Source organism: Chromobacterium sp. FG89, from assembly GCF_057808735.1.
This window is the reverse complement of record NZ_JBMDIQ010000020.1, coordinates 62,496-81,609: the sequence shown is the minus strand read 5'-3', so window position 1 is coordinate 81,609 and position 19,114 is coordinate 62,496. Positions and strand designations below refer to the sequence as shown.

The window sequence follows — 19,114 nt, the reverse complement described above, 5'->3', positions numbered from 1 at the left end:
TCATGACGCCCAAGCCCTTGCCGACACACAAACCTCTCGTCGAATGGAACGCGCGCGAACTGGAAGTGCTGCGCCAGGAGTACCCCTTGATAGGCGCCGCCTGTCAAAGCTTGCTGCCTGATCGCAGCCCCGCCGCCATCCACGCTCAAGCCAAGGCTCTGGGCCTGAGGCCGCCGCACCGCTGGAGCGAGGAGGAACTGAGCATTCTCCGGCGCGAATATCCGCTGCGAGGCGAAGCCTGCCGCGCCATGCTGCCGGGCCGCGGCGCGCTCGCCATCAATGTCCAGGCTTACCGGATGGGTTTGCGGCCGGCCACGCTGTCCGCGCGCCGAACGCCGTCCGGCAAGACGCCGCGAGGGTGCCCGTGAGCTGGGTGCGCGCGCTGCTGGGCCTGAACACCGCGCCGGAAGAAGAAGCCCGCCAGCGGCTGCCGCGTTGGGCCGCCTGGCTGAAGCCGATTTCCGACGCCGCGCCCTGCGGCGAGGACCTGTCCCACGACGACGAGTTTCAGACCTTGAAAGAGGAAGTGACCCGCCTCTCCGGCATGAACGCGCCGCTGGCCTTGGCGCATGCGGAAACCTTGCTGAAAACCCGCGGCAAGGATTTGCGCGTGGCGGCTTACTACGCCTGCGCCCGGCTGCGCCAGGACGGCGTGGCCGGCCTGGCGGACGGGCTGGAGCTGAGCGCCGCCTTGCTGGAGCGCTACCCGGACGCGGTCTGGCCGCGCCAGCCGGCGCGGCGGCGCAATGCGCTGGAGTGGTTGGCCAGCGAACGCTTCACTGATCAGCTGGCGGTGCTGGCAGACGACGACGGCGAAGCGTGGCGGCGGGCCGCGGCCGCCTTGCTGCTGCTGCAGCGGCTCGCGGCCGACAGCCCGGCGCCGCCGCTGCGGCTGGATGCCCTGGGCCGCAGCCTTCAACCGCGCCTGCCAAGCCCCGCCGCCGGCAATGCGGCCATGGACGCGCCCGCCCCCGCGACGGCCGACGCGCCGCCGACGGGCGCCGACGATGTCGGCTCATGGCGCGAACTGCTGGAGCAGGCACGCCGGATGGCGGTGTTTCTGCGCCAACAGCCGGAAGGCCAGGCCGCCGCCCTGCGCCTGCTGCGCGCCGTGCGCTGGGAGGCGCTGAGCAGCCCGCCGCCCGGCGACGCCGACGGCCGCAGCCGGCTGCCGCCGCCGCGCGCCGAGCTGCGCCAGCAACTGAAGCGCCTGCTCTTGCAACAACAATGGCGGGATTTGAGCGAGCGGGCGGAAAGCGCCTTCGCGGAAGGAGCCAATCACTGGTGGCTGGACCTGCAGCGTTACGCCTGGCTGGCCTACCAGCACGGCGGCGAAATGACCGCGCCGCTGGCGGAGCTGATCCGCGACGATATTCAACGGCTGTGCCAGCGGCTGCCCGGCGTGGAGAAACTGAGCTTCAGCGACGGCAGTCCGTTCGCGGAGGACGCCACGCTGGAATGGCTGGCGCAATGGCGGCGGCCGGACTCCGCCGCTCTCGCCGCGCCGGCGGCGGACGACCGCGCGGACTGGCCGGAAACCGAAACCCAGGCCCACGCCATCGCCGCGCAGCAGGGCTTGCCCGCCGCCTTCGCCTGGGTGCAGGCCCTGCCCGCCGCCGCGGGCGGCCGCGAACGCTGCCTGCGGCAATTGTTGCTGGCCCGGCTGGCGGAACGCCACGGCCGCGCCGAAATGGCCGTCCATTTGCTGGAGGCGCTGCTGCGCCAGGCGGACGGCCACCAGTTGGACGTCTGGGAACCGGAGCTGGCCTTCGAACTGCTGGCGCAGTTGGCGCGGCTGCTGCGCCAACGCATGCAGCGCAAGGACGCGGACCGCGCCGGCCTGGGCCAGCAACTGGAACGGCTCAACGCGCGCCTGGCCGCGCTGGACCCGGCCCGGGCGCTGTCCGGGGCCTTGCCGTGAAGCCGTCCGCGCCGCGAGCGGCGCTTTTCCCACCCGCCGATGAAAGCCGTCTATGGATGACCTGACCCTGCGCTATTACGAAGCGGAAATGCGCTATCTGCGCGAAGCCGGCAAGGAGTTCGCCCGCGCCCACCCGGACCGCGCCGCCCTGCTGAATATCGACCGGGTGGGCAAGCGCGATCCGTATGTGGAGCGTCTGTTCGAAGGCTTCGCCTTTCTCACCGGCCGCATCCGCCAGAAATTGGACGACGACTTCCCGGAACTGACCGAAGGCCTGGTCAATATGCTGTGGCCGCATTATCTGCGCATGGTGCCGTCGCTGACCGTGCTGGAGCTGCGCGCCGACGCCCATGCGCTGCAACAGGCCAAACCGGTGGAAGCCGGATTGAGCGTGCGCACCGCGCCGCTGGGCGCGAGCGGGGTGCGCTGCGCCTACCGCACCACCCAGCCGGCGACGATTCAACCCTTGCTGCTGAACCAGGCCGGCGCGCGCCTGGACGGCGAAGGACGCTCGGTGCTGGAGCTGCGCTTTGAGCTGGGCGCGGCGGCCAAGCGCGAGGCGCTGGACCTGTCCCGCCTGCGCTTGTTCCTCGCCGCCGATCCGCCCATCGCCTTCGCGCTGCGTCACGCGCTGACCCGGCAGTTGGGTCGCGCGCGCTTGCGGCCTTTGGGCCAGGCCCCGCATCCGCCCCGGGAAGCGCCGGCCTTGCGCTTCGAGCCGGCGGGCTTCGACGACGCGGACCGGCTCTGGCCCAAGGCCGACAACGCCTTTGGCGGCTATCAGCTGCTGCTGGAGTACTTTTGCTTCCGCGAAAAGTTCCAGTTTCTCGATCTGGCCGGGCTGGACGCCGCCCTGCTGCCCGGAGACGCGACCGGCTTTGCGCTGGAGTTGACCCTGACGCAACGCTATCCGGCGGACATGCCGTTCACTGCCGACAATCTGCGCTTGCACTGCGTGCCGGCGATCAATCTGTTCCCGCTGGAAGCCGAGCCGCTGCATGTCGACCACTTGAGCCATGAATACCGGGTGGTGCCGCTGGCGAGCCAGGGGCCGGAGATCGAGGCCTGGTCGGTGGACGAGGTCGTCTCCATGGACACCGAAAACGGCGGCCGCCACGCCTACTTGCCGTTCTCCAGCTTCCAGCACCGGGGCGGCATGCTGCGCGACGAGGCGCCGGAACGCTTCTACCATGCCCGAACCCGGCTTGGCGCGGCCGGCAGGCCGGAAACCTGGCTGGTGCTGGGCGGCCATCTATGGGATTCGCCGTCGGCGGCGATGCGTGCAGAGATCCTGTCGCTGCGCGTCACCGGCACCAACGGCATGCTGCCGCGCAAAGCGCTGCGCGAGGCGCAAATCCTGGAGCGCTCGCCGTCCACGCCGCTGACCCGGATCGCCAATCTGACCCCGCCCACCCTTCCCTGCTACCCGCCGGCGGAAGACCGTTATCAATGGCGGGTGCTCTCGCACCTGGCGCCCAACTTTCTGTCGCTGCTGGACGTGGAAGTGCTGCGCGGCACGCTGGCGCTGTACGACTGGACCGAGGACGAATTGAACCGCCAACGGCTGAACGGACTGCTGGAGGTCAGGCATCAACTGGTCAGCCGGGTGAAGCAAGGCTGCATGGAACGCGGGGTCCGCATCGAGCTGGCGGTGGACCGGACCTGCTTCGCCGGACCGGGCGACCTCCACCTGTTCGGGGATCTGATGCACCGTTTCTTCGCCGCCTACGCCGACATGAATCTGTTCACCCGCTTCGAACTGCGCATCCTGCCGGAAAACGAACGGGTTTCTTGGCCGGACAGCAAGACGGAGGCGCCTCCGCTATGACAGAAGCCGAATTCTACGCCTGGCTGCAATCCGCTCCCTCGTACAACTTTTTTCAATTCTGCCGCGTGCTGGAGCGCTTGCCCGGCGACCGGCGCCTGGGCGCGGCCGACAGTCCGGCCGACGAGCCGGTGCGGCTGCTGCCCTCGCCGTCTCTGGGCTTTCCCGCCGGCGAGATCGTCCGCGCCGAACCGGCCGACCCCGACACCGGCCGCCCTCCGGTGCTGCGCACCGCCTTCATGGGGCTTTACGGAGTCGATGCCGTGCTGCCCTATTACTTTCTGGACGACATCGCCGCCCGCCGCGAGGGCCACGAAGCGCTGGCGGCGATGCTGGATCTGTTCAGCCATCGCCTCACCGCCCTGCTCTATCGCGCCTGGGGCAAATACCGTTACCCGCTGGCCTTCCGGCCCGGCGCGCGCGACCCGCTGTCCAAGGCCCTGCTGGGCCTGATCGGCATGGGCGTGGGCGAGGCGGCTGAGCGCCGGCAGCTGCCCGCCGGGCGCATGCTGGGCTTGCTCGCCTTGCTGGGCCAACGCACCCGGCCGGCTTCCGGCCTGGCCAGCGTGATCCGCCACGCCTTGCCCGCGGCCGACATCCGGGTGCGGGAGTTCCTGCCCCGCTGGGCGGCGCTGGACGAGCCGCCCCCTCTTTCCGCCCGGCCGCCGCTGCGCGCCGGCGAATTCGTCCTGGGCCGCCGGCTGCGCGCCGCCAATCACGCGATCGCCGTGACCGTCCGCCCGGCTCAGGCCGACTGCGTGCCCGCCCTGTTGCCCGGCGGCCCCTTGCACCGGGATGTGCTGGCGCTGACCCGCGTTTACCTGGGATGGCGGCTGGAGGCGGAAATCTGGCTGGAGCTGCCCGCCAACTGGTTGCCGGCCAGCCGCCTGGACACCCGCGCCCGGCCCAGGCTGGGCTTGGGCGCCGCCCTGGCCGGTGAGGCGGGACGGCGCTGGCGCCGCTTGCGCATCGGTCATTATCAACCGCTGTCGGACGTCTGCGACCGGCAGCCAGGAGAACCCGGATGAAACATCGCCTTCCCGCCCTGAGCGCCGGACTGGTCTGGCTGGGGCTGACGCTGCCGCTGAGCGGCTGCGGCCTGTGGCAAAGCACCAAGAACGTCACCGTCAGCGCCGCTCAAAAGATCTTCCTCACCCGCGTCGAGCGTCTGAACCTGGATTTGATCGCGAGCGAGGAGCTGAACACCGAAGCCGGGCAGCGGCCGCTGTCGGTGGTGGTGAGGGTGTATCAGCTGAAGGACAAGGCCGCCTTTCTGGCCGCGCCCTACCCGACGCTGCTGGAGCAGGATCAGTCCGTGCTCGCCGATGACTTGTTGGCCAGCCACCAAGTACTGCTGCGGCCGGGCGCGGCGGTCAGCCTGCGCGAGCCTTACCGCCAGGACGCGGCCTATGTCGGCGTGATCGCGCTGTTCCGGCAAGCCGGCCCGGAACGGCAATGGCGGCTGCTGCTGGACAAGAAGGAGCTGGACAACGACAAGCCGCTGCAATTGGAGTTGCGCGGCTATGCGCTGGAACGCCGTCGGGCGGAAGGCTGAGCATGGGGGCTTCACTGTATGAAATGCTGACCGGGCAGTTTGCCGACGGCCAAGCGCTGGATCGCCTTGCGCCGGAGCAGCAGTTCTCCCGCAGCGTGGTGGACAGCATTCGGCGCATCCTGAACGCGCGCGCCGGTTCGCTCAAGCATTTGCCCGATTACGGCCTGCCGGACCTGGGCCACGTTTATCGCCATTTGCCCGCCAGCGCCCATCAGCTGATGCGCAGCATCGAGCAGACCCTGCTGCGCTACGAACCCAGGCTGGACGCGGTCGAGGTCGATTTCCGCGGCGACCACGAGCAAATGGTGTTGCGCTACCGGCTGCGTTGCCGCTTGAAACCGCACGGCGAATTGTTGCTGGATGCGAGCTTCACGCCCGAGGGCGGCGTCAGGCTAAGCACCTACCGGCACTGAGAACCCGTTCAAAGCCCGCTGCGCCTCAGCGACACGGCGAGCGCCGCACGGGAACGCCCGTCACCCTGCGGCCGCAAGCCGCAGCGGCCTGGCCCCAAGAAAAAAGCCGGGGCTGACCGCCCCGGCTTGATGCCGGCCCGTGCGCGAATTCCGTTCAGACCAGACCGCTGTCCTTCAATTTGCGCTCGAACGTCTCCATGCAGCGCGCGGCCACGCCCAGCATTTCATCGATTTCAGCCTTGCTGATCACCAGCGGCGGCGCGGACACGATGTGGTCGCCGCAGGCGCGCATGATCAGGTTGTTGCTGAAGAAGATGTCGCGGCACATCAGGCCGACGTCGCCGAACTCCGGGAACAGCTCGCGCTTGCTCTTGTCCTTGACCAGGGTGAACGCCTGGATCAGGCCGACGCCGCGCACATCGTCCACGTGCTCGAACTGGCTGAAGGTCTCGCGCCAGCGCTTCTGCATATAGGGACCGGTTTCGTTCTTGACACGGTCGATGATGCCTTCGTCGCGCAGGAGCTCGATATTGACGCGCGCCACCGCGCTGGCCACCGGGTGGCCGGAGTAGGTAAAGCCGTGGTTGAAGTCGCCGCCGGCGATCAGGCCCTGGGCCACGCGTTCGCCCACGAAGACCGCGCCGATGGGCAGATAGCCGGAGGACAGGCCTTTGGCGGTGGTGAAGATGTCCGGACGGAAGCCGAAGTGCTCGAAGCCGAACCACTCGCCGGTGCGGCCAAAGCCGCAGATCACCTCGTCGGCCACCAGCAGCACATCGTATTTGCGGCAGATGCGTTCCACTTCCGGCCAGTAGGTAGCCGGCGGGATGATCACGCCGCCGGCGCCCTGGATGGGTTCGCCCACGAAGGCGGCCACTTTTTCCGGGCCGATTTCCAGGATTTTCTCTTCCACCCAGCGCGCGGCCACCACGCCGAACTCGTCCGGGCTCAGATCCTTGCCGTATTTGTACCACCACGGCTGCTCAACGTGGGCCATGCCCGGAATCGGCAGGTCGCCCTGCTCGTGCATATACTTCATGCCGCCCAGGCTGGAGCCGCCGATGGTGGAGCCGTGATAGCCGTTCCAGCGGCCGATCAGGGTTTTCTTCTCCTTCTTGCCCTGCACGTCCCAGTAATGGCGCACCATGCGTATCATGGTGTCCACCGCCTCGGAGCCGGAGTTGGTGTAGAACACATGTTCGTAGCCGGCTGGCGTCACTTGCGCCAGCAGGTGGGACAGTTCCACCACCGCCGGGTGGGTGGTCTTGAAGAAGGTGTTGTAGAAGGGCAGTTCGTCCATCTGGCTCTTGGCCACGTCGGACAGTTCCTTGCGGCCGTAGCCGATATTGACGCACCACAGGCCGGCCATGCCGTCGATGATCTTATTGCCCTCGGAATCCCACAGGTAAATCCCCTCGCTGCGAGTCATCACCCGCGCGCCCTGCTGGTTCAACGATTGGGTATCGGTAAACGGATGCAGATGATGCGCTGCATCCAGTTGGCGCCATTGTTCGGTCGTGCGTTGTTGATTCTGCATAGGACTTCCTTCCAGTATTCTCCAACGGGGCGGAGATGTTCTCTGCCGCCCCTCCTTCGCCATTGGCGTATTTTCAGTGCTTATCCTGGCTGTCCGGGCTGATTCTAACGGACAAATCAGCCCAATGTCATAGCTAAATCACACGTGCAGCAGCAGGAACTTGCGCTCCCACGGGCTGATCACGCGGAAGTATTCGGAGAACTCCTTCTCCTTCATGCCCACGTACATGCTGACGAAGCGCTCGCCCAGCACCTCGGCCATTTCCTTGCAGGACGCCAGCTGCTGCAAGGACTCCTCCGAGGAGTTGGGAAACTGGTAAGGCAGCTCGTAGGCGTCGGTCTGGCGCGGCTCGCTGGGCTGCAGCTTGTTGATGATGCCCAGGTAACCGCAGGCCAGCGTCGCGGCCATGGCGATATAGGGATTGACGTCCACGCCCGGCACCCGGTTTTCGATGCGGCGCGCCGCCGGCGAGGAATGCGGCACGCGCAGGCCCACGGTGCGGTTGTCGTAACCCCATTCGACGTTGGTCGGCGCCGCGGTGTAGCGCGACAAACGGCGGAATGAGTTCACGTAGGGCGCGAACAGCGGCATGGACTTGGGCACGTATTTCTGCAGGCCGGCGATGTAGTGGAAGAACAGGTCGGACGGGCTGCCGTCCTCATTGGTAAACACATTGCGGCCGGTGTTCTTGTCCACCAGGCTCTGGTGCATGTGCATGGCGGAGCCCGGCTCGTTCTCCATCGGCTTGGCCATGAAGGTGGCGTACATATTGTGGCGGAACGCCGCCTCGCGCACGGTGCGCTTGAACAGGAACACCTGGTCGGCCAGTTCCAGCGGGTTGCCGTGCAGGAAGTTGATTTCCATCTGCGCGGTGCCCACCTCGTGAATCAGGGTGTCCACTTCCAGATTCTGCGCATGGCAGTAGTCGTAGATGTCTTCGAACAGCGGGTCGAACTCGTTGACCGCGTCGATGGAGTAAGAGCGGCGGCCGAACTCGGCGCGGCCGGTGCGTCCCACCGGCGCAGCCAGCGGGATATCCGGGTCCGGATTGGGGGACAGCAGGTAGAATTCCATTTCCGGAGCCAGCACCGGCTCCAGACCCATCTCGTCGAACAGGCCGATCACGCGCTTGAGCACATTGCGCGGCGCCACGTCCACCGGGCTGCCGTCGGCGCGCAGACAGTCGTAGATCAATTGAGCGGTGGGATCCACGGCCCAGGGCACGAAGCGCAGGGTGTTCGGGTCCGGCGCCAGCACCATGTCCGGGTCGGTCAGGTCCAGCATGCTGTCGTCGGGGTAGTCCCCGGTCACAGTCTGGATCAGCACGACTTCGGGCAGGCGCATTTCCGGGTCGGACACGAACTTGTCCTTGGGCACGATCTTGCCGCGCGCCACGCCGGTCATGTCGGGGACGATACACTCGACTTCAGTGATCCGGTGCTCTCGCAGCCATTCATTGATCTGATGGGTCATGATGTTCTCTTCCTCTGTGTGTGTTATTCCGAGTGGTGACACAAGGTCTCGGTTAATTGCGGCCCGCGTTGCCGCTGTTCGCGGCGTTGGCGGCAGGCGTCGCCAAATGCTTTGAAGATGGCCATGGACAGCGGGTTGTCCCAGTACTTCCATTCCGGATGCCATTGCGCGGCGAAGGCGAAGCCCTTGGCGTCGCGCACGCGGTAGGCCTCCACCAGGCCGTCGTCGGCGACGGCCTCGCAGATCAGGCGATCGGACAGCCGCTTGATGCCCTGCTGGTGCAGGGAGTTGACCATGGCGGACTCCTGGCCGGTCCATTGCCGCAGCAGGCCGTCCTCGGCGAAGCGCACCGGGTGGGACAGGGCGTACATCGCGTCCAGATCCGGCGTGTCCGGCTCGCGGTGGTCGCGCTTGCCTTCTTCTTCCTGCACGTGCTGGTACAGTTCGCCGCCCATCGCCACATTGATTTCCTGGAAGCCGCGGCAGATGCCCAGCAGGGGAATGCCCTGCTCCAGCACTTGCTGGATCAGCGGCAGCGTGGTGGCGTCGCGCATGGGGTCGTGCATGGTGCCGGGCCGGCTGGGCGCGCCGCCGTAGCGGTGCGGTTCGACATTGGACAGGGAGCCCGGCAGCAACACGCCGTCCACCAGTTCCAGCACGTCTCTCAGCGCGGTCTTGTCGCCCAGCGCCGGCAGCAGCACCGGCACGCCGCCGGCGCCGCCGGCCGCGGCGGCGATGTATTTCTCGCCCACGGAGTGGAAGGGCAGCGGGCCTACCATCTTGATGTCACAGGGTATGCCGATGATAGCTTGCAACATTTCGAATCCTTGATACGGATCAGGAAGCCGCCTTGATGGCTTCGATCGGGTCGATGAACGGGTGGCCCAGCGCCTGGGCCACCGCCTGGTAAGTGAGCCGGCCGCGGCAGACGTTGAGGCCGTTGCGCAGATGGGCGTTGTCCAGCAAAGCCTGGCGCCAGCCCTTGTTGGCCAGCTCCAGCGTGTACGGCAAGGTGGCGTTGGTCAGCGCCTGGGTGGAGGTGCGCGCCACGCCGCCGGGCATATTGGCCACGCAGTAATGGACGATGCCGTCCACCACGTAAATGGGGTCTTGGTGCGTGGTGGCCCGGCTGGTCTCGAAGCAGCCGCCCTGGTCTATCGCCACATCCACCAGCACCGCGCCGGGCTTCATGATTTTCAGCATCGGCCGCGTCACCAGCTTGGGCGCCGCCGCGCCCGGAATCAGCACCGCGCCGATCACCAGGTCCGCCTCGCGCAGGCTGTCTTCGATATTGGCGGAGTTGGACACCAGCGTCTTGATGCGGCCGCCGAACACCATGTCGATTTCCTTCAGGCGCGGCAGCGATTTGTCCAGAATGGTGACCTCGGCGCCGGCGCCCATGGCCATGCGCGCGGCGTTCAGCCCCACCACGCCGCCGCCTATCACCACCACCCGCGCCGGGGCCACGCCCGGCACGCCGCCCAGCAAGACGCCGCGGCCGCCCTGGGCCTTTTCCAGCGCGTGCGCGCCGGCCTGTATCGCCATGCGGCCGGCCACTTCCGACATCGGCGCCAGCAACGGCAGGCCGCCGCGCTCGTCGGTGACGGTTTCGTAAGCAATGGCGATGGCATCCGATTCCAGCAATAATTTGGTCTGCTCCGGGTCCGGCGCCAAATGCAGATAGGTGAACAGGAGCTGATCCCGGCGCAGCATCCGGCATTCCACCGGCTGCGGCTCTTTCACCTTGACGATCATGTCGCTGCGTTCGAAGGTTTCTTCGGCGCTGGAGGCAATGGAGGCGCCGGCCTGGATATACTGTTCATCGGTGAAACCGATGGCGAGGCCGGCCTGGGTCTGGACCAAAACCTTGTGACCGTTGGCGACTAACTCCCGGACTCCAGACGGGGTTAGGCCAACACGATACTCGTGGTTCTTGATCTCCTTGGGAACACCGATCAGCATGTCGCTCTCCTCACTTAGATTTGTTGCGGAAGTGCCGCGCAAGCGTTTAAGAAAATTCACAATACGCTTGCCCCTTGTTTCTGATTCTGACTATAAACCCCCACCGATGCAAAGATATTCGATTTTGCGTCGCAGCAAGTAGTGCAGAGTCCGTACAAAATAATTATCATAAAGCGTCTAAAATTATTAACATACTGACGGAGCAGGAATCCATGGACGTTGGCGCGAGATTACGCATGGTCAGGGATCGTTTCGGGCTGTCGCAGCGGGAACTGGCCAAACGAGCCGGAGTCACCAACGGCACCATTTCGCTGATCGAACAAAATCGGGTCAGCCCATCGGTCAGCTCGCTGAAAAAGGTGCTGGAAGGGCTGCCGATGACGCTGGCGGATTTTTTCACCTTTGATTCCGACCCGGAACAGGCGCGCGTGTTCTACCAGGCCCACGAATTACCCAATCTGGGCAATGAGCAGATCCGGCTGCTGCTGGTGGGCACCGCCCACGACAAGCGCGACATCGCCATCCTGCGCGAAGTCTACGAAACCGGCGCCGACACCGGGCCGGACATGTTGACGCACGACGGCCAGGAAGGCGGCGTCATCATCAAAGGAAGTATAGAAGTGACGGTGAACAACGAGAGCCGCATCCTGGGGCCGGGCGACGCGTATTACTTCGACAGCCGGCTGCCCCATCGCTTTCGCAACGTCGGCGCCGAAACCTGCGAGGTGGTCAGCGCCAGTTCGCCGCCCACATTCTAAGAACCTGTTCAATGTCTACTGCGCTTCGGCGATACGGCGTTCAAAACAAGCTCAAAATGCTCATGTACCACGTGTACATTCCGCTTTTTCGCTCGTTTTCGCCTTGTCTCGCCCTTGCTCGCGAGACTTTGAACAGGCTCTAAGAACCATTAAGAACAAGAAGCGCCGGCAAGACCGCATCCGGCGACCAGCAGGCCATAAGGCCAGGCCGGGGAGCTTTGCCCGCCCCGCCGGCTCCAAGCCCACGACAGACGACAAAGCAGTTAAACCCGCGTCAAGCGATACCGGTGCCGCCAACGGACGGCGCAGGATCATCAAAGGAGAGAGTAAATGGCTAGAACGCATGCCGAATGGAAGCAATTCGCCGCTCAACTGAAGATCGAAGGGCGCGCCTTCATCGCCGGCGAGTACTGCGCGGCGCAAGACGGCAAAAGCTTTGCCTGCAACAACCCCGCCAACGGCGAGAAGCTGGCCGACGTGGCCTGGTGCGGCGAGGCCGACGTGGAGCGCGCGGTGCGCGCCGCGCGCCAAGCCTTCGACTCCGGCGCCTGGTCCGGCCTGCCGCCGCGCGAGCGCGGCCGCATCCTCAAGCGCTTCGCCGCGCTGATCTACGAGCACGGCGATGAATTGGCCCTGCTGGAAACCCTGGACGTGGGCAAGCCCATCAGCGACACCCTCAGCGTGGACCTGCCCGGCAGCGCCTATTGCGTGGAATGGTTCGCCGAAGCCATAGACAAGATAGGCGGCGAAGTGGCGCCGGTGGACCCCAAGGTGGTGGGCCTGGTCACCCGCGAAGCCATCGGCGTGGTGGCCGCCATCGTGCCGTGGAACTACCCCATCATGATGGCCAGCTGGAAGTTTGGCCCGGCGCTGGCGGCCGGCAACCCGGTGATCATCAAGCCCTCGGAAAAATCCCCGCTCACCGCCATCCGCCTGGCGGCGCTGGCCAAGCAGGCCGGCATCCCCGACGGCGTGTTCCAGGTGCTGCCCGGCGCCGGCGACGTGGGCAAATTGCTGGCGCTGCACATGGACGTGGACTGCGTCGCCTTCACCGGCTCCACCGGCGTGGGCAAGCTGATCGCCGGCTACGCCGCGCAATCCAACCTCAAGCGCGTCTGGCTGGAGCTGGGCGGCAAATCGCCCAACATCATCCTGCCGGACTGCCCGGACGTCGCCCAGGCGGCGCGCGCCGCCGCCGGCGGCATCTTCTACAATATGGGCGAAGTCTGCACCGCCGGCTCCCGCGTGCTGGTCCACCGCGACATCAAGGCGCGCTTCCTGCAGGAGCTGGAGGCGGCGGCGGCCCGCTACTATCCGCAAGACCCCTTGGACCCGGCCACCAATATGGGCGCCATCGTGGACCGCATCCAGTACGACAAGGTGCTGTCCTATATCGGCAAGGGGGACAGCGAGGGCGCCAAGAAGCTGTTCGGCGGCAAACCGGCCCACGCCGACACCGGCCTGTTCATCGAACCGACGGCGTTTGACTGCCCCAGCGCCGATCTGACCATCTGCCGCGAGGAGATCTTCGGCCCGGTGCTGTCCGTCATCACCTTCGACGACGTGGAAGACGCCATCCGCATCGCCAACGACACCGAATACGGCCTGGCGGCCGCGGTGTGGACCTCCAACGTCAGCACCGCGCACCAGGTGTCGCGCCGCCTGCGCGCCGGCACGGTGTGGGTGAATTGCTATGATGAAGGCGGGGACATGAACTTCCCCTTCGGCGGCTTCAAGCAATCCGGCAACGGCCGCGACAAGTCGCTGCACGCGCTGGAAAAATACACTGAGCTGAAGAGCACGCTGATCAAGCTGTAAACCGCGTTTACAGCGCCGCCGACAGGCTGCCCTTCCGGCAGCCTGTCTTGTTTTCGTCCACCCTCGGCAAAGGAAGCGCCATGAGCAAGCACCTGACCGCCCTCCTCTGCCTTTGCGCCGCCGCGGCGCAGGCCGGCGCCGCCGCGCCCGCCTGTCCGGCGGAGGGACTGAAGGTCGGATACTACCCGACGACCACCGCCTATGAAGGCGGCAAGGGTTACGACGTGGACCTGGTCCACGAACTGGCGCGCAGGCTGGGCTGCAAGATCCGCGAAGAACGCGAATACCCGCGCCTGCGCGTGCTGCTGCTGGTGCAACACGGCAAGCTCAATCTGGCCACCTCCACCATCCCGCTGCAAAAGCGACTGCGTTACGCCTGGGTGCTGCCCTATACCCGCGACCGCAACATGACCCTGCTCAGCCCGGCGGTGCAAGGCAAAACGCCTGAGCAATGGCTGAACGACCCCAAGCTGAAATGGGGCGCCGTCATCGGCTACCGCAACAGCCCCTTGCAGGACTATTTCCTGCAGCAGATGGCCAAGCGCGACAAACTGATCTGCGCCGCCAACGAGGAAGACCTGCTGGACATGCTGCGCAGCGGCTCCATTTCCGCCGCCTTCTCCCAGCCCCAGGTCTACGACCACTGGCTCAACGGCCAGCCGCGCGCCCGGCTGCAAGTCAAGGTCATGGACCCCTTCCGCGACAGCAGCCTGGAGAACGGCCTGGTGCTGTCCCACCGCAGCTTCAGCGAACCCCAGATGCGCCGCTGGCGGACGGAACTGGACGCGATGCGCGCGGACGGCAGCCTGCAGCGCATTCTGCGCAAATACCTGAGCGAAGACAGCGTGCGCGGCATGCTGGAATAACAATCACTCGCATGCGGCAAGACCCGACGAATCCGGCTATAGCTAAACGGAACGCGTACGGGAGAACGGCATGAAAGCACACTGGGCGGCGCTGCTGGGCGGCGCGCTGGCATCGGCGGCGGCGCTGGGCGATTCGCCCTGCCCGGCCGACGGCCTGAAAGTGGGTTACTACCTGATTGGCAGCGCCTATGAAAACGGCCACGGCTACGATGTGGACCTGGTGCACGAGCTGGCGCGCCGGCTGGGCTGCAATATCGTCCAGGAAGACGTTTATCCCCGCATCCGCGTGCTGAAAATGCTGGAGCACGGCCAATTGAATCTGGGCACCTCCACCATCCCCACCGCTGACCGCCGCAAATACGCCTGGATCTACCCCTACTTCTACAGCAAGAACATGATCTTGCTGTCCAAGCAGATCGGCGCGCGCACCCTGGAGCAGTTGCTGGCCGAACCGGCGGTCAAATGGGGCGTGATCCGCGGCTACCGCCACAGCCCGGAACAAGACGCCTTCATCGAACAACTGGCCAAACGCGGCAAGGTGGTGATGGCCAACGACGAACGCGACCTCTACGCCATGTTGTCCCAACGCATCGTCACCGCCGCCTTCGCCCACCCTTTCAGCTACGACAGCTGGCTCAACTCCCCGGCCCTGTCCGGCCAGGTGACGGTGCTGGACCTGTTCCCCAACTCGGAACGCATCGCCGGCGGCCTGATGCTGGCGCACAGCGCCTTCAGCCCGCAGCAGGCGGAACAATGGCAGGCCCAGCTGCAGCAAATGCTCAAGGACGGCGCCCTGCGCAAGATCTTCGGCAAATACCTGAGCGCGGACAGCGTGGCCCAATTGCAGCTGCAACCCTGATCCTTGTTCCAGCTTGCGCCGCCGCCGTCCGCTGCGGGACACTGAGCGGGTTTCGACTCAACGGACCCCGCGATGAAACTCTCCCGCCTCAGCCTGCTGCTGGCCATGCTGGCCAGCCCCCTGCTGCACGCCGCCCCGGCGCCGCAGACCCAGACGCTGGTCATGCTGCGCCACGGCGAAAAACCCGAGGGCGGCTACGGCCAGCTCAATTGCAAGGGCTTCAACCGCTCTTTGGAACTGGCCAAGCTGCTGCCCAAAAAATACGGGCGGGCCGACCAGATCTTCGCGCCCTCCACCGCCAGCCAGACCCGGGACCCCGCCGGCACCTTCAACTACATCCGCCCGCTGGCCACCATCGAGCCCACCGCCATCTCCCTGGGCCTGCCGGTGAACAGCAACTTCGACATGGAAGCCATCGACGCGCTGCAACAGCAACTGGTCAATCCGCTGCAGCACGGCAAAACCGTCTACATCGCCTGGGAGCACAAGCTGCTGCGCGAACTCGCCGTCAGCCTGATGCAGGATTACGGCGACAAGGGCTCGGCGGACAAGGTGCCCAAATGGGACAAGAACGACTTCGACAGCCTCTACGTCGTCACCCTCGACTACAGCCACACGCCGCCCAAGGCCAGTTTCCGCCACGAGCAGCAGGGGCTGGACAAGCTGTCGGACAGCTGCAAGCTGCCCTGAGAACGTTTACGATCTGCTGCGCGTCGGCGGGCTAACCCGACAAAGGCATTGAGCAGATTCTCCGCTCGCGCCAGACGCAAAACAGCCGGCCCATCAAGGGCCGGCTGTCTTCGTTTGCGGCAGGAGAATTACAGCGCCAGTTTGGCGATGGCGTCCTTGGCCGCGTGGATGGCGGTGGCGCGCTTGTCTTCGCCCATATTCACCGCTTCGGCGCGGACAAAAGCCACGTCGTTCACGCCCAGGAAGCCCATCACCGTCTTCAGGTAGTCTTCCTGGAAGTCCATCAGCTGGCCCTGCTCGGTGCTGTAAACGCCGCCGCGCGAGGACACCACGATCACCTTCTTGCCGCCGGCCAGGCCCACCGGGCCGTTCTCGGTGTATTTGAACGTGCGGCCGGAGGCGGCCACGCGGTCCACCCAGGCTTTCAATTGCGACGGGATGGAGAAGTTGTACATCGGCGCGCCGATCACCACCACGTCCGCGGCCAGGAATTCTTCGATCAGCTCATTGCTCAGCGCGGCTTCGCTGCGCTGGGTGGCGGTCCAGTCCGCCTCGGCGGTGAAATTGGCGCCGATGATTTCGCCGGACAGGTGGGCGATGGGCTGGCCGGCCAGATCGCGGTAAGCGGTTTCCACATTGGCGTGACGCTGGCGCAGGGTGTCGGCGACAACGGCGGTCAGTTGGCGGGAAACCGAGTTGGCGGCGAGGATGCTGGAGTCGAGATGCAACAGTTTCATGGTCGGGTCCTTCGTGTCTGGGTAGAGAAAGTGATTGCATGATAGTTTTCCGAACCAATCCGCACTAGACTGCAAAAATCGGAAACATTGTTCCATCAGCGAGACAATCATGCAGGACCTGAACGATCTGCTCTACTTCGCCAAAGTGGTTGAGCACGGCGGCTTCATGGCCGCCGGCCGCGTGCTGGGCATCCCCAAATCCCGGCTGTCCCGCCGCGTGGCGGAGCTGGAGCAGCGGCTGGGCGTGCGCCTGCTGCAAAGAACCACCCGCCGCCTGTCGCTGACCGAGATCGGCCAGCAGTACTACCAACACTGTCAGGCGATGCTGGAGGAAGCCGAAGCCGCCGACGAGGCCATCGCCCGCAGCAGCGCCGAGCCGCGCGGCCTGATCAAGGTCAGCTGTCCGGAACTGCTGTCCAAGACCCTGCTGGCCCCGGCCCTGCCCCGCTTCATGGCCCGCCACCCGCTGCTGCGGGTGCAGCTGGATTCCAGCAACCGACGCGTGGACCTGATAGAAGAAGGGGTGGACGTGGCCATCCGCGTGCGCAATGTGATCGAGGACAGCGCCAATCTGGTGGTGCGCCGGCTGGCCACCGCCCAGACCTCCCTGGTGGCCAGCCCGGCCTTGCTGGCCGAGCGCCCGGCCCCCAGGCATCCGGCCGACATGGCCGGCTGGCCGGCCTTGACCATGAGCCGGCCCGACGGCCGCGGCCAATGGGCCTTGCTGGATCAGGCCGGCCACGCCTACACCGTGCAGATAGACAGCCCCCGGCTAATGACCGACGACCTGATCGTGCTGCGCGACGCCGCCATCGCCGGCCTGGGCGTGGCCGCGCTGCCGGAACTGGTCTGCCACGAGGCGCTGCAGGCCGGCCAGCTGGTGCGGCTGCTGCCGGACTACGACATTCCCTGGGGCATTCTGCACGCCGCCTTCCCCACCCGCCGCGGCCTGCTGCCGGCGGTGCGTGCCTTCATCGATTTCCTCGCCACCGAGCTGATTCCGCCGGACCACCCGGTCTATCAAGTCGCGCCTTAAAGGACGAGACAAGGCGAAAACTAGCGAAAAAGCGGAAGGTAGGCGCGCCACATAAGCATTTTGAGGATGTTTTCAACGCCGTATCGCCGAAGCGCAGCAGACATTGCCAGACTCTTACAGATCATAGGATAAGGGCACTGGCACGCCGTCCAGCGGCTGCGGCCGGGGTCCGCCGGCTTGCGGCCGGATGTCGAAATCGAAGATGTCCGTCGGCAGCCACAGCGTGGCGCAGGCGTTGGGCACGTCCACCACCCCGCTGATATGCCCCTGCACCGGCGCGCAGCCGAGAATGCTGTAGGCCTGGGCGCGCGAATAGCCGAACTTGCCCAGGTAGTCGATGGCGTTCAGGCAGGCCTGGCGATAAGCCACTTGCACATCCAGATAGTGTTGGCCGCCACGCTCGTCCACCGACACGCCCTCGAAAATCAGGTAATCGCCGTGACGCGGCGCCAGCGGGCTGGGCTGGAACACCGGATTGCGGATGCCGTAGGCCGCCACCCCGCCCTTGATCAGATCCACCTTCAAATGCGCCCAACCCGCCATCTCGATGGCGCCGCAAAAGGTGATCTCCCCGTCGCCCTGGCTGAAGTGCAGATCGCCCACCGACAGGCCGGCGCCGTCGACATAGACCGGCAGAAACACGCGGGCGCCGCGCGACAAGTCCTTGATGTCGCAATTGCCGCCATGCTCGCGCGGCGGCACCGTGCGCGCCGCCTCCTCCGCCGCGCGCCGCGCCGTCTCGCCGCCCAAGCGGCCCATATGCGCGCTGGGCGCGAAAGGCAGATGCGCCACCGCGCGCGGATTGTCGCGCAGCAATTCGGCCTCGCGCCGGTTCCACTCCTCCAGCAACGGCCGGCTGGGCAGGCAGCCTATCAGGCCGGGATGGATCAGCCCGGCGAAACGGACGCCGGGAATATGACGGCTGCGGGCGTAAAGCCCCTGGAAATCCCATATCGTCTTTTGCGCGTGCGGAAAATGCTCGCTGAGAAAACCGCCGCCGTTGCTGCGCGAGAAAATGCCGTTGAAGCCCCATTGCCGCTCCGGCAAGGCGCCGATGTCCAGCAAATCCACCACCAGCAAGTCGCCGGGCTGCGCGCCGGCCACGCCCACCGGGCCGGACAGGAAATGCACGGCGCTCAGATCCAGGTCGCGGATGTCCTCGGCGCAATCGTCATTGCGCACCTGGCCGCCGGTCCAGTCGTAGCACTCCAGCACGAAGTCGTCGCCGGGCAGCACCCAGCAGGCCATGGGAATGTCAGGATGCCAGCGGTTGTGGATCTGCGGATTGTCGTAAGGGGATTGATCGAGATCGATCTTGATCAGGGTAGTCGTCATGGCGCTTGCTCCGGCACGGTCGGGACCACGCGGGCCCCGCTTGCGAAAGTCCGCAACCGGCCGCCGCCGGCTGTGGCCCGTCCCCGCGCCGGCGGCGCTGACGCCGCGGCGATCCGCGGCCTGCGCCGCGTGTTTTTGCGTATCGCCGGCGCCGCCCGACAGGCAGCGCCGGCCATCTTGAACAAGCTCTTAGCGCCTGTTCCAAGTCTCGCGGGCAAAAGCGAGACCAGGGGAAAACGAGCGAAAAAGCGGAATACGCTCGTGGCACATGAGCGTTTCGAAGCGGTACCCACCGTGAGACGTCTCGCCAAGCGCAGCAGATCGTAAAC

At 65.9% G+C, this 19,114-nt stretch carries 18 protein-coding genes; 12 read left to right on the top strand and 6 right to left on the bottom strand.

Going from position 1 to position 19,114, the window contains the following annotated elements; all coding sequences use genetic code 11:
* Positions 1–2: 2 nt before the first annotated feature.
* From ACODRW_RS18510 to tssE, 6 genes are read left to right on the top strand one after another with little or no spacing between them, the layout of a single operon-like run.
* Positions 3–368, top strand: coding sequence for a hypothetical protein (locus ACODRW_RS18510; protein WP_474456258.1), 366 nt, complete (start codon positions 3–5; stop codon positions 366–368).
* The gene (gene tssA / locus ACODRW_RS18505) at positions 365–1,921 is read left to right on the top strand and encodes a type VI secretion system protein TssA (RefSeq protein WP_488906399.1); all 1,557 of its coding nucleotides are present in this window, start codon (positions 365–367) and stop codon (positions 1,919–1,921) included. The genes ACODRW_RS18510 and tssA overlap by 4 nt, the downstream gene beginning before the upstream one ends.
* A 52-nt stretch (positions 1,922–1,973) precedes the next feature.
* Entirely contained in the window at positions 1,974–3,749 is a 1,776-nt protein-coding gene (gene tssF, locus ACODRW_RS18500) for a type VI secretion system baseplate subunit TssF (protein ID WP_488906398.1), read from the top strand.
* Positions 3,746–4,774 (top strand): type VI secretion system baseplate subunit TssG, encoded by a 1,029-nt coding sequence (tssG, locus tag ACODRW_RS18495; protein WP_253315236.1) that lies wholly within the window; start codon positions 3,746–3,748, stop codon positions 4,772–4,774. Before tssF ends, tssG begins: the two co-directional genes overlap by 4 nt.
* A complete protein-coding gene (tssJ, locus tag ACODRW_RS18490) occupies positions 4,771–5,301 on the top strand; it encodes a type VI secretion system lipoprotein TssJ (protein ID WP_107799472.1) in 531 nt (176 codons plus the stop codon). The genes tssG and tssJ overlap by 4 nt, the downstream gene beginning before the upstream one ends.
* Positions 5,302–5,303: 2 nt before the next feature.
* Positions 5,304–5,714, top strand: a complete 411-nt coding sequence (gene tssE, locus ACODRW_RS18485) for a type VI secretion system baseplate subunit TssE (RefSeq protein ID WP_107799473.1) — start codon at positions 5,304–5,306, stop codon at positions 5,712–5,714.
* A 154-nt stretch (positions 5,715–5,868) separates the two neighbouring features.
* On the opposite strand, the gene ACODRW_RS18480 is transcribed toward tssE, so the two are convergent.
* From ACODRW_RS18480 to ald, 4 genes are all read right to left on the bottom strand, one after another.
* Positions 5,869–7,251 (bottom strand): aspartate aminotransferase family protein, encoded by a 1,383-nt coding sequence (locus ACODRW_RS18480; protein WP_235089119.1) that lies wholly within the window; start codon positions 7,249–7,251, stop codon positions 5,869–5,871.
* Between the two features lie 138 nt (positions 7,252–7,389).
* Positions 7,390–8,724: a glutamine synthetase family protein gene (locus ACODRW_RS18475; protein ID WP_107799475.1), complete on the bottom strand. Its 1,335-nt coding sequence runs from the start codon at positions 8,722–8,724 to the stop codon at positions 7,390–7,392.
* Positions 8,725–8,747: 23 nt separating this feature from the next.
* Positions 8,748–9,542 (bottom strand): gamma-glutamyl-gamma-aminobutyrate hydrolase family protein, encoded by a 795-nt coding sequence (locus ACODRW_RS18470; RefSeq protein WP_107799476.1) that lies wholly within the window; start codon positions 9,540–9,542, stop codon positions 8,748–8,750.
* A 19-nt stretch (positions 9,543–9,561) separates the two neighbouring features.
* Positions 9,562–10,686 carry an alanine dehydrogenase gene (ald, locus tag ACODRW_RS18465; RefSeq protein WP_107799477.1) on the bottom strand — a complete coding sequence of 375 codons (1,125 nt, stop codon included), beginning with the start codon at positions 10,684–10,686 and terminating at the stop codon, positions 9,562–9,564.
* A 212-nt stretch (positions 10,687–10,898) separates the two neighbouring features.
* Here ald and ACODRW_RS18460 point away from each other — a divergent pair, with 212 nt between their 5' ends.
* The 5 genes from ACODRW_RS18460 to ACODRW_RS18440 all read left to right on the top strand — a co-directional run bounded on the left by ACODRW_RS18460 (position 10,899) and on the right by ACODRW_RS18440 (position 15,677).
* The gene (locus ACODRW_RS18460) at positions 10,899–11,444 is read left to right on the top strand and encodes a cupin domain-containing protein (RefSeq protein WP_048412316.1); all 546 of its coding nucleotides are present in this window, start codon (positions 10,899–10,901) and stop codon (positions 11,442–11,444) included.
* A gap of 330 nt (positions 11,445–11,774) precedes the next feature.
* Positions 11,775–13,262, top strand: a complete 1,488-nt coding sequence (locus ACODRW_RS18455) for an aldehyde dehydrogenase (RefSeq protein ID WP_235089121.1) — start codon at positions 11,775–11,777, stop codon at positions 13,260–13,262.
* 80 nt (positions 13,263–13,342) lie between these two features.
* The gene (locus ACODRW_RS18450; protein WP_227103747.1) at positions 13,343–14,128 is read left to right on the top strand and encodes a substrate-binding periplasmic protein; all 786 of its coding nucleotides are present in this window, start codon (positions 13,343–13,345) and stop codon (positions 14,126–14,128) included.
* A 70-nt stretch (positions 14,129–14,198) separates the two neighbouring features.
* A complete protein-coding gene (locus tag ACODRW_RS18445) occupies positions 14,199–14,987 on the top strand; it encodes a substrate-binding periplasmic protein (RefSeq protein WP_107799480.1) in 789 nt (262 codons plus the stop codon).
* Between the two features lie 72 nt (positions 14,988–15,059).
* Positions 15,060–15,677: a hypothetical protein gene (locus ACODRW_RS18440; protein ID WP_233246681.1), complete on the top strand. Its 618-nt coding sequence runs from the start codon at positions 15,060–15,062 to the stop codon at positions 15,675–15,677.
* 128 nt (positions 15,678–15,805) lie between these two features.
* On the opposite strand, the gene ACODRW_RS18435 is transcribed toward ACODRW_RS18440, so the two are convergent.
* Entirely contained in the window at positions 15,806–16,414 is a 609-nt protein-coding gene (locus tag ACODRW_RS18435; protein ID WP_227103750.1) for an FMN-dependent NADH-azoreductase, read from the bottom strand.
* Between the two features lie 109 nt (positions 16,415–16,523).
* Here ACODRW_RS18435 and ACODRW_RS18430 point away from each other — a divergent pair, with 109 nt between their 5' ends.
* Complete coding sequence (locus tag ACODRW_RS18430; protein ID WP_107799482.1) at positions 16,524–17,450, top strand: LysR substrate-binding domain-containing protein; 927 nt, start codon at positions 16,524–16,526, stop codon at positions 17,448–17,450.
* 114 nt (positions 17,451–17,564) lie between these two features.
* On the opposite strand, the gene fmdA is transcribed toward ACODRW_RS18430, so the two are convergent.
* Entirely contained in the window at positions 17,565–18,785 is a 1,221-nt protein-coding gene (gene fmdA / locus ACODRW_RS18425) for a formamidase (protein WP_488906397.1), read from the bottom strand.
* Positions 18,786–19,114: the final 329 nt, after the last annotated feature.

Excerpts from the sequence above, each read along its gene's own strand:
- ACODRW_RS18510 (WP_474456258.1), top strand. The coding sequence starts at position 3 with ATGACGCCCAAGCCCTTGCCGACACACAAACCTCTCGTCGAATGGAAC.
- tssF (WP_488906398.1), top strand. The coding sequence starts at position 1,974 with ATGGATGACCTGACCCTGCGCTATTACGAAGCGGAAATGCGCTATCTG.
- tssG (WP_253315236.1), top strand. The coding sequence starts at position 3,746 with ATGACAGAAGCCGAATTCTACGCCTGGCTGCAATCCGCTCCCTCGTAC.
- tssJ (WP_107799472.1), top strand. The coding sequence starts at position 4,771 with ATGAAACATCGCCTTCCCGCCCTGAGCGCCGGACTGGTCTGGCTGGGG.
- tssE (WP_107799473.1), top strand. The coding sequence starts at position 5,304 with ATGGGGGCTTCACTGTATGAAATGCTGACCGGGCAGTTTGCCGACGGC.
- ACODRW_RS18480 (WP_235089119.1), bottom strand. The coding sequence starts at position 7,251 with ATGCAGAATCAACAACGCACGACCGAACAATGGCGCCAACTGGATGCA.
- ACODRW_RS18475 (WP_107799475.1), bottom strand. The coding sequence starts at position 8,724 with ATGACCCATCAGATCAATGAATGGCTGCGAGAGCACCGGATCACTGAA.
- ACODRW_RS18470 (WP_107799476.1), bottom strand. The coding sequence starts at position 9,542 with ATGTTGCAAGCTATCATCGGCATACCCTGTGACATCAAGATGGTAGGC.
- ald (WP_107799477.1), bottom strand. The coding sequence starts at position 10,686 with ATGCTGATCGGTGTTCCCAAGGAGATCAAGAACCACGAGTATCGTGTT.
- ACODRW_RS18460 (WP_048412316.1), top strand. The coding sequence starts at position 10,899 with ATGGACGTTGGCGCGAGATTACGCATGGTCAGGGATCGTTTCGGGCTG.
- ACODRW_RS18455 (WP_235089121.1), top strand. The coding sequence starts at position 11,775 with ATGGCTAGAACGCATGCCGAATGGAAGCAATTCGCCGCTCAACTGAAG.
- ACODRW_RS18450 (WP_227103747.1), top strand. The coding sequence starts at position 13,343 with ATGAGCAAGCACCTGACCGCCCTCCTCTGCCTTTGCGCCGCCGCGGCG.
- ACODRW_RS18445 (WP_107799480.1), top strand. The coding sequence starts at position 14,199 with ATGAAAGCACACTGGGCGGCGCTGCTGGGCGGCGCGCTGGCATCGGCG.
- ACODRW_RS18440 (WP_233246681.1), top strand. The coding sequence starts at position 15,060 with ATGAAACTCTCCCGCCTCAGCCTGCTGCTGGCCATGCTGGCCAGCCCC.
- ACODRW_RS18435 (WP_227103750.1), bottom strand. The coding sequence starts at position 16,414 with ATGAAACTGTTGCATCTCGACTCCAGCATCCTCGCCGCCAACTCGGTT.
- ACODRW_RS18430 (WP_107799482.1), top strand. The coding sequence starts at position 16,524 with ATGCAGGACCTGAACGATCTGCTCTACTTCGCCAAAGTGGTTGAGCAC.
- fmdA (WP_488906397.1), bottom strand. The coding sequence starts at position 18,785 with ATGACGACTACCCTGATCAAGATCGATCTCGATCAATCCCCTTACGAC.